The following is a 13546-nucleotide window of genomic DNA, read 5'->3' as shown; positions in this document are numbered from 1 at the left end:
TATGAACGTTTCTACTATATTAATTATACTCTTAATTGGTGCTTTTGCCACTTATTTTTCCGGTGACAAACTAGCTTCAAAAGTTGCTTTGCTTTTTAGTTTAGCTGCTTTAGGATGTTCAATTGTACTATTGAATAATTACAATGCCGGCGAAAATATCAGCGTAATTAACGCTTGGATTACACAACCTAAAATCTCTTTCGCTTTAAATGCTGACGGACTTGGCCTTGCAATGGTTTTATTAACTCTGGCATTAACTCCTATCATCATATTTTCTTCTTTCGGAAATGAGTATAAAAATGCTAAAGGTTTTTATGGATTGATTTTGTTTATGGCATTTGCAATGACAGGAACTTTCTTAGCTGCTGATGGTTTATTATATTATATTTTTTGGGAATTGGCTTTAATTCCAATTTACTTCATTGCTCTTATCTGGGGTAACGGAGATGCTGATGAACGCAGAAAAGCAGTGGTTAAATTCTTTATTTACACACTTGCCGGTTCGCTATTCATGCTTGTTGCTTTTATTTATTTATCTCAAAAAGCAAACGGAAGTTTCTTAATTGAAGATTTATATAAAGTTGAATTATCTGCGTGTGAGCAATTCTGGATTTTCTTAGCTTTCTTTTTAGCTTATGCAATCAAAATTCCAATTATTCCTTTCCACACATGGCAGGCAAATGTGTACCAAAAAGCACCAACTGTTGGAACCATGCTTTTATCAGGTATCATGCTAAAAATGGGGCTTTATAGCGTTATCAGATGGCAATTGCCAATTGCACCGCTTGCTGCAAAAGAGTACATGAACATCTTTATCGCTCTTGGAATAGCCGGAGTTATTTACGGTTCAATAGTTGCTTTGAGACAAAAAGATTTAAAGAAATTATTAGCGTATTCTTCTTTAGCTCACGTTGGTTTAATTGCTGCAGGATCTTACACTTTAACTCTTGATGGTTTACGTGGTGCCGTTTTACAAATGATTGCTCACGGTTTTGTGGTTGTTGGATTATTTTTTGCTGCTGAAGTTATTTTCAGAAGATTTGAAACAAGAGAAATTGCAGAATTAGGTGGTATTCGTACACAATCTCCAAAATTTACTTCCATGTTTTTAATCTTAGTATTAGCTTCTGTTGCTTTACCAAGTACATTTAACTTTGTTGGAGAATTTACAGTTTTATACAGCTTATCTCAAATCAATATCTGGTTCGCTGTTTTAGGCGGAACAACTATTATTTTAGGAGCTTATTATATGTTGAGAATGTTCCAACACGTAATGCTGGGTCAAACAAACTCAAAAGTTTTTGCAGATGTAACGCTTAGCGAAGGAATTTCTTTTGCCGTAATTATTGCTGTTTTATTGTTCTTCGGATTTTATCCAAAACCAATTACAGATTTGATTACACCAAGTCTCGAAACAATTTTACAAGTTATCAATAAAAATTAATTTTAAACAAAAATAAATTAGGATTCGTTTTCAACTGAAATCCTAACTCAAAAAGACAAAAATGAATACATTAATAGCTATAACAGGATTGGGTATTTTTTGCCTATTGTTTGAAATTCTAAATTTTAGAAAAGGCATTATTCCATTTACCATCCTGGGTTTATTGGGTGTCCTGGCACTTAACTTTTATGAATTTGGATCAACAGAAAGTTATTATAACAATATGATCACCGTGAGTAAGTTCTCTACTTCCTTTTCATCATTGTTTATTATCCTTACCATTTTCTTAGTGGCTTTAAGTCATAATTTCTATGAAAATCATCCAACTAAAATCTCAGATTTTGTTGCTATAAAAATATTCTTATTAGCCGGAGGTGTTGCAATGGTTTCTTTTGGAAACTTAGCCATGTTTTTCTTAGGCATCGAAATTCTATCAATTGCTTTATATGTACTTGCTGCAAGTGAACGTTTGAATCTTAAAAGTAACGAAGCAGGAATGAAATATTTTTTGATGGGTTCATTCGCATCAGGAATTATCTTATTCGGAATTTGTTTGATTTACGGTGCTATGGGAAGTTTTGACGTAGTTGAAATCAGTGAATATTCCTTGTCTGCCGAATTGCCAATCTGGTTCCCAATCGGTATGGTTTTAGTAACAATCGGAATGTTATTTAAAATTGCAGCAGTTCCTTTTCACTTTTGGGCTCCGGACGTGTATGAAGGTTCTCCTGCATTAACAACAGCTTTAATGAGCACACTGGCAAAAGTAGTAGCAATTGCAACGCTGTTCAAATTAATTTCATCATTAAATTTTATTCCTTCATTAGAAAATCAGGATCATTTAAACACTTTCGAAAATATTATTATATTTATTTCAATAGCTTCAATGACAGTTGGTAACATCATGGCATTGCGTCAGGTAAATGTAAAACGTATGTTGGCTTTCTCAGGAATTTCTCATGCAGGTTTTATGTTAATGACTTTCTTGACAGCAGCAACTTCAGCAGGGGTTTTACTGTATTATACAGCAGCTTATGCTTTGGCAGGGATTGCAGCTTTCAGTGTTATTTTATATGTATGTAAAAACCAGAATGACGAAGATATCACAAACTTTCATGGTTTAGGAAAAACAAATCCGTTGTTGGCAGCAATACTAACTGCTTCGCTTTTATCAATGGCAGGTATTCCGATTTTCTCAGGATTTTTTGCCAAATTATTTTTGTTTAATCAAACAATTCAGGCAGGTCATATTACTTTGGTGATTGTAGCGGTTATTAATTCTATTATTAGTGTCGGTTATTATTTTAAACTGATATTGGCCATGTATTCAAAAGAACCAAATCAGGAGCGTACCGGAAAACCGTTTCTTATTTATGCCGTAGCAATTGTATCAATTACTTTGAATATTGCTTTAGGCTTATTTCCTTCATTAGTTTTAGACTTATTGAATTAAAATTTCCAACCCGAATACATAAAAAATCCATCTCATATAAAGATGGATTTTTTGTTTTAAAATGAATTATTCAGAAGAAAAAATCATGTTAAAAAATTTACAGAAACAATTGAACATGAAAAAAACTCCATATATTTGAGTTCAATTAAATGTATTAGAACTATGAACTTCAATTCAAAAAATCCATTTTTAAGTAACAAGCGTTTTTCATCAAATGCTGTTTCAAAAGCTGGAAACCTGCAACAGGAACAAATTATTGACTACAATCAGGATATGACAATATCCGGAACTATCAATAAAACAGCTATTTTGTTTTTACTATTATGCGCTGGGGCTATGTTGACATGGTGGATGGCATTTAACGGAATGAATGCAATGCTGCCAACCATTGGTGGAGCCATTGTTGCCCTTATTTTAGTTATTGTTTCTGCATTTAAACCACAGGCTTCTCCTTATCTGGCTCCAGGTTATGCTTTATTTGAAGGGTTGTTTATTGGAGGGATTTCTGCTATTTTTGAAGCTATGTATCCCGGAATTGTAATCAACGCCGTTGGAGCAACTTTGGTTACATTTTTAGTTTGTCTTGGATTATATAAATTTAAAATCGTAAAAGTTACTGAGCAATTTAAATCGGTAGTTATTGCAGCAACATTAGCGATTGCAACTTATTATTTAATTTCCTGGTTATTTTCAATGTTTACAAGTTTTACTCCTGTACATCACGGTAATGGAATGATGAGTATTGGAATTAGCGTTTTTGTAATTATTATCGCTGCCTTAAACTTGTTTTTAGATTTTGACCAGATTGAAAAAGGGGTTCAGCAAAGAATGCCAAAGTTTATGGAATGGTATGGTGCTATGGGATTAATGGTAACTTTAGTTTGGTTATACATCGAATTTTTAAGATTATTATCAAAATTATACAGTAGAGATTAAATTTCTTTCCTCACATAAAAAAAGCCTTTTTGAAATTCAAAAAGGCTTTTTTTATGCTGCTTCTTTTTCAAAAGCTATAAAATGTGATAAATTTCCTTTCAGGTTAAAAACAGGAAAACCATGAATAGTACAATTATAGGTTTCACCATTCTTTTTATAATTTAAAATTGTTTTTTCGAAAGGAATTTGTTTTTCGATTGCAGTTTTGATTTCTTTCAAAATAATAGAGGAAGTTTCCAATCCCTGAAACATTTTTGGTCTTTTTCCTAAGACTTCTTTTTCTGTATAACCTGTCATTTTTGAAATTCCCTCAGAAGCAAAAATTATTTTTAATTCTGAATCTGTAATTAAAACGACCTCATCTTTCATTCGCTCATTTATATTTAAATCAGTTACATTCCAATTAAATTGACGGGAAATACGTTTGATTTTTTTTATGTCAGAAGAAAGTGATTTCAGTTCATTTATGGATTCATAATGAAAATCCCAACAAAGTATCGGAACTGAATTGCAAGTCAAATTTGCATCAGATTCATCGAAAAACTCTTCATGATCATTTACAGAATTCATAAAAACAATTTATACCTAAAGGTAGCCAAAAAAAAATTCTAACATTCAGTTTTTGTCCATTAAAGGCTTATTTAAATCCATTAAAAAGCAAATTTCAACTGTACGACTACCGCTTTTTTTTGTTCTGTATTTAGGTTACTCAAAGAAATTCCCAATAATCTTACAGAATCTTTCATTCGTTCCTGATACAACAGCTCTTCCACAGTTTCAAGAATTAAGCTTTTATCAGCAATAAAATATGGTAGTGTTTTGCTTCTGGTCTGTTGCGTAAAATCACTGTATTTAATTTTAAGTGTGACCGTTTTTCCTGAAACATTGTATCTTTTTAATCGTTTTTCCAACGAAGCTGCAATTTTTTCAAGCTGTTCCAACATAAAAATTTCAGATGTAAGATTAACATCAAAAGTATGTTCAGATGCAACAGACTTAGTATTTCTTGAAGGTTTTACTTCACTATTATGAATTCCTCTTACTACATGGAAATAAAATTTTCCAGATTTGCCAAAGTGCTTTTCTAAAAACTCCAGCGATTTGCTTTTCAAATCCAAACCTGTAAAAATACCTAGCTGGTACATTTTTTCTGTGGTAACTTTTCCTACTCCATAAAATTTCCTAATAGGCAATTCTTCTAAGAAAGGAACCACTTCATCAGGGTTTACGGTTTTCTGACCATTGGGTTTATTGTAATCACTTGCTATTTTAGCAACGAATTTATTTACAGAAATTCCTGCAGAAGCTGTGATTCCAACTTCATTTAAAATTCGCAATCTGATTTCCTGGGCCAATAAAGAGGCACTTGGATTCCCTTTTTTATTTTGAGTGACATCCAGATAAGCTTCATCAAGCGAAAGCGGCTCGACCATATCGGTGTATTCATGAAAAATTTTATGAATCTTGGATGAGATTTCTTTGTAACGATCAAAACGAGGCCGTACAAATATAATTTCAGGACAATATTTTTTTGCCAAAACACCGCTTATGGCACTTCTAACACCAAATTTTCTGGCTTCGTAACTAGCCGCAGAAACGACTCCTCTATTCTCCGATCCACCAACAGCAATAGGTTTACCGCGCAAAGCAGGATTATCCATTTGCTCTACCGACGCATAAAAAGCATCCATATCGATATGGATTATTTTTCGATAAATTGGAGTTTCAAGCATGATACAAATTTAAAGAAGAACAGGTAATCTGAGCTATCAAAACTGATCAAATGTTTTTTAGTAAATTGAAATTTTTATTTAATTCCTGATAACGACGTTTTTTCATGATCAAAAAAAGAAATAGCTACATTTGAAATATCTTAATAAATTAAGTATTAATTTTAATTATTAAAAAAAATACGGATAAAAAAAATAAAATAAGTTTTTTTATATATCTATAATTGAGAAAAATATTTTTATATATTTGCCATACACAAATGAATTACACCAAACATTTGGTAAAGTGAATTGAAAATCACAAGCAGAAAAAAAAATTAAATATCATGAAAGAAAGGCATGAGTTCTTAAGAAATAACATAATGGACTCGGCATCTCTATAAATACTATCAGAAAACAAAAAACTCGCATAGAATAGATGCAAGTATTTTGGGTTCATGATGAACTATCTAAACCAAAAAACCAATTGACCAATTAAAATCACCTTCACAAGGTGATTTTTTTACTTTTTGAAAATTACTGTTACAGGTAATCAATGAAGCAAGCTTTAAAGTAAAAAACTTTTAAATTTCACAATTACACAAATTAATATTGTTTAAAAAGTAAACCCGAATGAAATTTTCATTCGGGTTTACTTTTTATGTTTACTTTTCAAAAAGACGTTTGAGAAGGTCAATAAAATTACTAAACCTCTAACTTAGCCCCGATAGGACTGGAAATCCTTTTGTGCCGTGGTTCGGCACAAAAGATTGAAAGGAATAGCGGGACTGTTGGTGTTTGAAACTCAGTTATTCTGCTTCTAAAATTTATTCACCCAACATCTCCATCAATTCCAAAGCTCGTTTTGTCGATTTTACATTCTCAAAAGTCAGTAAAAGTCGTAAGCCGTTTGGCGTTTGTTTTTCTTTCATGGTGCAAAGACTGCTTTGTTTTTGTACAAACTGCAAAACCTTTCTAAACTTCGAAGATTGATAATAATCAGATTGTTGATCCGAAACAAAATAACCAATCATTTTGCCTTTTTTCATCACCAGTTTCTCGATACCAACATTTGTGGCAATCCATTTGATGCGAATACTATTCATCAGCGCATTAGCACGCGGAGGCATTGGCCCGAAACGGTCAATTAATTTGTTTTGAAAAATAACTAATTCTTCTTCGTTTTTAACTGAACCTAACTCGTTGTACAAACTCAAACGTTCTGTTACATTGTTGATATATTCATCAGAAAACAAAAGCTCAAAATCGGTATCGATTTGTAAATCTTTTACATATTCCTTGGTTTCAATATCGTTCTCTTCCGGATACAACTCTTTGAATTCGTTTTCTTTTAATTCTTCTATGGCTTCGTTCATGATTTTTTGGTAGGTATCAAAACCAATTTCATTGATGAAACCGCTTTGTTCGCCGCCCAGTAAATCCCCTGCACCACGAATCTCCAAATCTTTCATGGCAATGTTGAAACCGCTTCCGAGTTCGCTGAATTGCTCCAGAGCCTGAATACGTTTTCTGGCATCTTCAGTCATCGATGAATACGGCGGACAGATGAAATAACAGAACGCTTTTTTGTTGCTTCTCCCTACTCTTCCTCTCATTTGGTGAAGGTCTGATAGTCCGAAATTATTGGCATTGTTGATGAAAATAGTGTTCGCATTTGGAACGTCCAAACCGCTTTCAATAATGGTAGTTGCTACTAAAACATCAAAATCTCCGTTCATAAAACCTAACATCAATTCTTCCAATTTGGCACCTTCCATTTGTCCATGCCCAATTCCGACCCTTGCATTTGGAACCAAACGCTGAATCATTCCTGCCACTTCTTTAATATTTTCAATTCTATTATTGATAAAGAAAACCTGTCCGTTTCTTTGAATTTCATACGAAATCGCATCGCGGATAACCTCTTCATTAAAACCAACAACGTTCGTTTCAATAGGATATCGATTTGGCGGAGGCGTTGTAATTACCGATAAATCTCTAGCCGCCATTAATGAAAACTGTAAAGTTCTCGGAATTGGCGTTGCTGTTAATGTTAATGTATCGACATTTGCCGCAATGGTTTTTAGTTTATCTTTTACGTTAACTCCAAACTTTTGTTCTTCATCGACAATCAATAAACCTAAGTCTTTAAAAACCACATTTTTGTTGACTAATTGGTGCGTTCCGATTACTATATCCAGTTTTCCTTCGGCTAAATCTTTTAAGGTTTGTGCTTTTTGTTTGGCGGTTCTAAATCGGTTTAAATACCCAATTGTAACCGGCATATCTTTTAAACGCTCTGTAAAAGTTCTGTAATGTTGGTACGCCAAAATAGTTGTCGGAACCAAAACGGCAACTTGTTTGCTGTTGTCAACCGCTTTAAAAGCAGCACGAATCGCAACCTCTGTTTTACCAAAACCTACGTCACCACATACTAAACGATCCATTGGGCGATCGCTTTCCATGTCTGCTTTTACTTCTGCTGTCGATTTGGTCTGGTCCGGTGTGTCTTCGTAAATAAACGAACTTTCTAATTCGTTTTGAAGGTAACTATCCGGCGCAAACTGGAAACCTTTTTCCAGACGGCGTTTTGCATATAGCTGAATCAAATTGAACGCAATATGTTTGACACGCGCTTTGGTTTTTTGTTTTAAAATTTTCCAGGCGTTCGATCCTAATTTATAAATTTTTGGAGGCGTTCCGTCTTTTCCGTTGTATTTTGAGATTTTATGAAGCGAGTGAATGCTCACATACACGATATCATTATCAGCATAAACCAATTTAATGGCTTCCTGCGTTTTGCCTTCCACCTGAATTTTCTGTAATCCCCCAAACTTCCCTATTCCGTGATCGATATGCGTTACATAATCGCCTACCGAAAGCGCGGTTAATTCCTTAAGCGTAATATTCTGCTTTTTCGAATAACCATTTTTGATGTTGAATTTATGATAACGCTCAAAAATCTGATGATCCGTATAAGCCGTTATTTGATTTTCTTCATCGATAAAGCCCTGATATAAAGGCAATACAATGGTATGATATTGCTTTCGGATATTCTCCGAATTAGCTTCGTCTAAGCTTTCAAAAATATCATGAAACCGTTTTGCCTGTGTTTCATTCGAACAAAACAAATAATTTTTATATCCGTTGAAATGATTGTCCCTCAGATTGTTCAGCAATAAATCAAATTGTTTGTTGAACGATGGCTGAGGCTGAATATGGAATTCGAATTTTTTAGCTGTTTTATAAACCGGTTTTGATAATTCTACAACCGAAAAATCTAATGATCTTTTTATAAATGACGCCTGATTCAGAAATAATTGCTCTGGCGTGGTGTGTTTTATTTCTTTCGATAGTTTCTCAAAAGCTTCTTCTGCCCTTGCGAATTGTTTGTCTAACTGACTAAAAAGCCCGTCTGTATTTTGGATAAAAATGACCGTTTTCTCAGCGATATAATCTAAGAAACTTTCACGGTTTTCCTGAAAAATCTTGTTTTCGACATTCGGGATAATCGTGATTTTTTTATGCGTTTCTACAGATAATTGGGTTTCAACATCAAAACTTCTGATACTGTCCACTTCATTGCCGAAAAATTCAATTCGGTACGGATGATCGTTTGAAAAAGAGAACACATCGACGATTCCTCCACGAACCGAAAATTCACCCGGTTCTGTAATAAAATCAACTCTTTTAAATTCGTATTCGAATAACACTTCGTTGATAAAATCAATCGAAATTTTATCGTTCAAAGAAACTTTCAAAGTGTTTTTATCTAATTGCTGGCGCGTCACGACTTTTTCAAAAAGCGCTTCCGGATAGGTAACAATTATGGCCGGTTTTTTACGGGAATTGATTCGGTTTAAAACCTCAGCGCGAAGCAAAACATTCGCATTATCCGTTTCATCAACCTGATAAGGACGACGAAATGAGGCAGGATAAAACAATACATCCTGTTCGCCGATCATTTGTTCGAGATCGTTCAGATAATACGCCGCTTCTTCTTTGTTGTCTAAAACAATTAAAAAAGGCAGTTCGGTTTTTTTGAAAACAGAACGGATTACAAAGGACACTGCAGATCCCAGCAAACCGCTAAGATGCATTTTTATCTGGTTCCCTTCCAGTAAATCTGATGCAATCTGCTGTGCTTTTGGCAGATTATCATACATAGTATATAAGGCGTTTTTACTCAACTTTAGGCAAATTTTGATCTATTGGCGGCATTGAATTCGGGATTGCACGTGCAGTATCCAGCATTCTTAAAAAATCGGATTCCCCTTCTTCTTGTGGAATTTTGCTTTTCTCTACAATTTTATCCATTTGTCTCTGTAATGAAACCAATTCTTTGTTGATTTCTCCAATTAAAAAAGTGACTTTATCATCCGGAATTTTGTGCAAATGAATGAATAAATCCATCATTTTTACTTTGGTGATCAAAATCGAAATTCGGCTTTTAATTTGTGGCTGATCAAATTGTGCCGGAATATTATTGTTTAATTCCATTGCCTTTTTAGCAATTGCATCAGATTTTTTTTGAAAAGCACCAATCGTCTTTTTTGGTTTTCCGCCCAGTTCTTTCAAAAATTCGCGCCATTCTTTCCAGTCGGTTACGTTTTTTTCTGAAACTTCATTGATTGGCTCATCAATAAATGACCATTCCTTATTTATATTATTAAAAATAATTTCTTTCTTTTTTGCTTCTTTTTTATTTTCTGCAAGACGTCTTTCATTTTCATTCTGACAGGAGTTCAGTATAAAAACTAAAAGCAGAAAAAGAGCTATTTTATATTTCATATAGGTAAAAATTTATTTTTTAATGCTCACATATGTTATCGCTTTTTATTTATTGGCGTTTGTATGAGCAAACTTTTGTTAATGGCGATTTCATCTGATAAAACATTAAGCTGCAAAGTTACAAGTAAATTTACAATTATGAATTTTGATTTACAACCATTTTACTCCAATTTAAGAAAGCTTTTCGAAAACGAATTAAATAAAAAACGATATTATTTTTTACTAAATTCATAATTTAACATTATATAAAGCATCATTATTTACGAATACCTTATATTTGTTCTTTAAATCTATTCAAATGAATCCAAAAATATTAATCATTGGAGCCTGTGGTCAAATTGGGACAGAACTGACTGTAAAACTGCGTAAACTGTACGGAACAGAAAATGTGATTGCTTCTGATATTCGGAAATTAAATACAGATGTGGTTAATTCGGGTCCGTTTGAAGTAATTAATGCCTTGGATTTTAATCAGATTGAGCATCTTGTAGAAGTGCATCACATTACAGACATTTATTTAATGGCCGCACTTTTATCGGCTACAGCTGAAAAAAACCCTGCTTTTGCATGGGATTTGAATATGAACTCCTTATTTCATGTTTTGAACCTGGCAAAATCAAAAAAGATAAAAAAGATATTCTGGCCATCAAGTATTGCTGTTTTTGGCCCCACAACGCCAAAAGAAAATACACCGCAATATACCATTATGGAACCTTCGACCGTTTATGGAATCAGTAAACAAGCCGGAGAAAGATGGTGCGAATACTATCATAATATTTACGGAGTTGATGTACGCAGCATACGTTATCCCGGTCTGATCAGCTGGTCAACCCCGCCGGGTGGTGGAACTACAGATTACGCTGTCGACATTTTTCATAAGGCTATTGCCGATAAAAAATATGAATGTTTTTTATCAGCAGAAACAAAAATGCCGATGATGTATATGGATGATGCCATTGATGCCACAATCAACATTATGAAAGCTCCTGTTGAAGAAATCAAAATACATTCTTCATACAATTTAGCGGCAATGAGTTTTACGCCAACAGAGATTGCTGCCGAAATCAAAAAACACATTCCGGAATTTGAAATCACTTACAATCCTGATTTCCGTCAGAAAATTGCTGACAGCTGGCCGGCAAGTATTGATGATTCTGATGCCAGAAAAGATTGGAACTGGAACTATAAGTTTGATTTGGAATCGATGACAAAAGATATGCTGGAGCATTTAAGCTAAGAACCCAATATCCTAAAATAAAAGGTCCCGTTTAGAATAATTTCTACATGGGACCTTTTTTATACTCTAATTTGAAGTTTTTACTTCACTTCAAAAACATTATTAGCCCCTTTCACATCAGCCATTAATCCACTTGGGTCGATGGTGATTTTTTTGATTGCCGTTTTGTTCTTATCAATTGTAAAACTGTAATTGGATTGTGCCCAGGCCCAATCCTCTAAAACAGTTCTTTTTTGGTTTGGATTTGGATTCGGCTTAATGAAATTCATCATTCGTAACGGAATGTAGAACGTTTCAGAGGTCCCATCTGTATAATCCACTTTTAAATCAATCGGCATTGGCATTCTTCCGATTCTTTCTAAAGTAATGGTTGTTTTTCCTGAATTATCGGCAACTTCCTTAATTCCATAATCAATTGTATTGGTTGTTTGTGCCCAGTCTGTCAAATACCAGTCTAATTCTGCCCCTGAAACTCTTTCTGCAGATCTTTTAATATCATTTGGAGTAGGATGTTTGAATTTAAAATCGTTGAAATATCTTTTTAAAGCAGCATCAATATTTTCTTTTCCGATTACATATTCTAATTGCGAAAGGAAAATACTTCCTTTAATATAAGATGAAATACTGTAAGGTCTGTTTTCGTCATAACGGTCACCATGTGTTGTTTGCGGCTGTTCTTTACCTGAATTTACTAAGCTGTAATAAGCCGCATAATTTGCTTTAAACGGATTTGAAACTTTTTTATCTCCAGCCAGTTCATTTAATGCCATGTCTTCAATGTAAGTTGTAAAACCTTCGTCCATCCAGGGATGTTTGGATTCATTTGAAGCCAGAATGTGCTGAAACCAGGAATGCCCTAATTCGTGCGTTGCGGTTCCTAAAATTCCTTCAAGGGTTCCGTTGCCTAACATTAGTGTACACATGGCATATTCCATTCCGCCATCTCCACCCTGAATAAAGGAATATTGTTTATAGGGATAAGGTCCTACTTTTTGATTGTAATAATCCATCACCTTCACCATTAAAGGTTCTAATTGTTTCCAGTTTTCAGTAGTTTTTGGATTGTTTTTGTAAAAGAAATGCAAATCGACATCGTTTGGCCCTTTTACAATATCATGCGTATATTCTTTGTCTGCTGCCCATGTAAAATCGTGTACATTTGGCGCGATAAAATGCCAAGTCAACGTTTTTGTTTTCTTTGGATAAACCACTTTTACGCCTTCATCTTCGTAACCATGACCAATTTCATTTTTATCCTGTAAATATCCTGAACCTCCAATGGTGTAGTCTTTATCAATGGTAATTTTTACGTCAAAATTTCCCCAAACTCCGTGAAATTCCCTTGCAATGTAAGGATCAGCGTGCCAGCCTTCAAAATCAAATTCGGCTAATTTTGGATACCATTGCGACATTGAAAGTTCAACTCCCTCAGAATTATTTCTTCCTGAACGACGAACCTGTACCGGAACCTGTCCGTCAAAATCTAATGTAAAAGTCGATTTGGAATTCGGTAAAATCGGTTTTACCAAAGTTACTTCTAAGATTGTTCCTGAAACCCTTGTTTGTGCAACTGCCCCATCTTGTTTGAAGTTTGTGATTTTTAAGAATCCAATTTCGTTTGGTTTCAGATTTTCTATTCGGCTTTGTTTTACCTCTTTTCCATCAGCTCCTTTTACCTTAGTCACCATTCTCCCATCCGGGTCTTTTATAAAATGAAGGCGTGCATCCATTTCGCTTCCAGGCTGAAAAGCATTTGTAAACAAATGATAAAATACTTTTCGCAGAGTATCTGCAGAATTGTTCGTGTAAACCAATTCCTGTTTTCCTTTGTACTGGTAGTTTTTTACATCCATCGATACCTCCATTTTATAATCGGCATGTTGTTGCCAATAAGAAGTATTTTGAGCAAAAGAATTATGGAAACCAAAACTCAAAAAAGAAAGAAGGATAATTTTTTTCATTACGGTATTATTTAA

The 13546-nt window shown here is 34.0% G+C and carries 9 protein-coding genes; 4 read left to right on the top strand and 5 right to left on the bottom strand.

Features of this window, described 5'->3' with window-relative positions:
- Position 1 precedes the first annotated feature (1 nt).
- From DMB68_RS10455 to DMB68_RS10445, 3 genes are all read left to right on the top strand, one after another.
- Positions 2 to 1444 (top strand): complex I subunit 4 family protein, encoded by a 1443-nt coding sequence (locus tag DMB68_RS10455; RefSeq protein WP_110346627.1) that lies wholly within the window; start codon positions 2 to 4, stop codon positions 1442 to 1444.
- Positions 1445 to 1505: 61 nt separating this feature from the next.
- Positions 1506 to 2897, top strand: a complete 1392-nt coding sequence (locus DMB68_RS10450; RefSeq protein ID WP_110346626.1) for an NADH-quinone oxidoreductase subunit N — start codon at positions 1506 to 1508, stop codon at positions 2895 to 2897.
- A 162-nt stretch (positions 2898 to 3059) separates the two neighbouring features.
- A complete protein-coding gene (locus tag DMB68_RS10445) occupies positions 3060 to 3833 on the top strand; it encodes a Bax inhibitor-1/YccA family protein (protein WP_110346625.1) in 774 nt (257 codons plus the stop codon).
- Positions 3834 to 3884: 51 nt separating this feature from the next.
- Here DMB68_RS10445 and DMB68_RS10440 read toward each other — a convergent pair whose 3' ends face one another.
- The 4 genes from DMB68_RS10440 to DMB68_RS10425 all read right to left on the bottom strand — a co-directional run bounded on the left by DMB68_RS10440 (position 3885) and on the right by DMB68_RS10425 (position 10333).
- Positions 3885 to 4403 carry a PAS domain-containing protein gene (locus tag DMB68_RS10440; RefSeq protein WP_110346624.1) on the bottom strand — a complete coding sequence of 173 codons (519 nt, stop codon included), beginning with the start codon at positions 4401 to 4403 and terminating at the stop codon, positions 3885 to 3887.
- Positions 4404 to 4483: 80 nt separating this feature from the next.
- Positions 4484 to 5566 carry a DNA polymerase IV gene (dinB, locus tag DMB68_RS10435; RefSeq protein ID WP_110346623.1) on the bottom strand — a complete coding sequence of 361 codons (1083 nt, stop codon included), beginning with the start codon at positions 5564 to 5566 and terminating at the stop codon, positions 4484 to 4486.
- An 803-nt stretch (positions 5567 to 6369) separates the two neighbouring features.
- On the bottom strand, positions 6370 to 9732 hold the full coding sequence (gene mfd, locus DMB68_RS10430; protein ID WP_110346622.1) for a transcription-repair coupling factor: 3363 nt from the start codon (positions 9730 to 9732) through the stop codon (positions 6370 to 6372).
- The gene (locus DMB68_RS10425) at positions 9725 to 10333 is read right to left on the bottom strand and encodes a hypothetical protein (protein WP_110346621.1); all 609 of its coding nucleotides are present in this window, start codon (positions 10331 to 10333) and stop codon (positions 9725 to 9727) included. Before DMB68_RS10425 ends, mfd begins: the two co-directional genes overlap by 8 nt.
- A 298-nt stretch (positions 10334 to 10631) precedes the next feature.
- On the opposite strand from DMB68_RS10425, the gene DMB68_RS10420 reads away from it, so the two are divergent.
- Positions 10632 to 11570 carry an L-threonine 3-dehydrogenase gene (locus DMB68_RS10420; protein ID WP_110346620.1) on the top strand — a complete coding sequence of 313 codons (939 nt, stop codon included), beginning with the start codon at positions 10632 to 10634 and terminating at the stop codon, positions 11568 to 11570.
- An 80-nt stretch (positions 11571 to 11650) separates the two neighbouring features.
- Here DMB68_RS10420 and DMB68_RS10415 read toward each other — a convergent pair whose 3' ends face one another.
- Positions 11651 to 13531 carry a M1 family metallopeptidase gene (locus DMB68_RS10415; RefSeq protein ID WP_110346619.1) on the bottom strand — a complete coding sequence of 627 codons (1881 nt, stop codon included), beginning with the start codon at positions 13529 to 13531 and terminating at the stop codon, positions 11651 to 11653.
- Positions 13532 to 13546: the final 15 nt, after the last annotated feature.

The organism is Flavobacterium hydrophilum, from assembly GCF_003202405.1.
Taxonomy (GTDB): domain Bacteria; phylum Bacteroidota; class Bacteroidia; order Flavobacteriales; family Flavobacteriaceae; genus Flavobacterium; species Flavobacterium hydrophilum.
This window is presented reverse-complemented; position numbering and strand designations above follow the sequence as displayed.

Bases quoted from the DNA above. Each gene is read 5' to 3' on its own strand.
- DMB68_RS10450 (WP_110346626.1), top strand. From the start codon at position 1,506: ATGAATACATTAATAGCTATAACAGGATTGGGTATTTTTTGCCTATTG.
- DMB68_RS10425 (WP_110346621.1), bottom strand. From the start codon at position 10,333: ATGAAATATAAAATAGCTCTTTTTCTGCTTTTAGTTTTTATACTGAAC.
- DMB68_RS10415 (WP_110346619.1), bottom strand. From the start codon at position 13,531: ATGAAAAAAATTATCCTTCTTTCTTTTTTGAGTTTTGGTTTCCATAAT.
- DMB68_RS10445 (WP_110346625.1), top strand. From the start codon at position 3,060: ATGAACTTCAATTCAAAAAATCCATTTTTAAGTAACAAGCGTTTTTCA.
- DMB68_RS10440 (WP_110346624.1), bottom strand. From the start codon at position 4,403: ATGAATTCTGTAAATGATCATGAAGAGTTTTTCGATGAATCTGATGCA.
- DMB68_RS10420 (WP_110346620.1), top strand. From the start codon at position 10,632: ATGAATCCAAAAATATTAATCATTGGAGCCTGTGGTCAAATTGGGACA.
- DMB68_RS10455 (WP_110346627.1), top strand. From the start codon at position 2: ATGAACGTTTCTACTATATTAATTATACTCTTAATTGGTGCTTTTGCC.
- dinB (WP_110346623.1), bottom strand. From the start codon at position 5,566: ATGCTTGAAACTCCAATTTATCGAAAAATAATCCATATCGATATGGAT.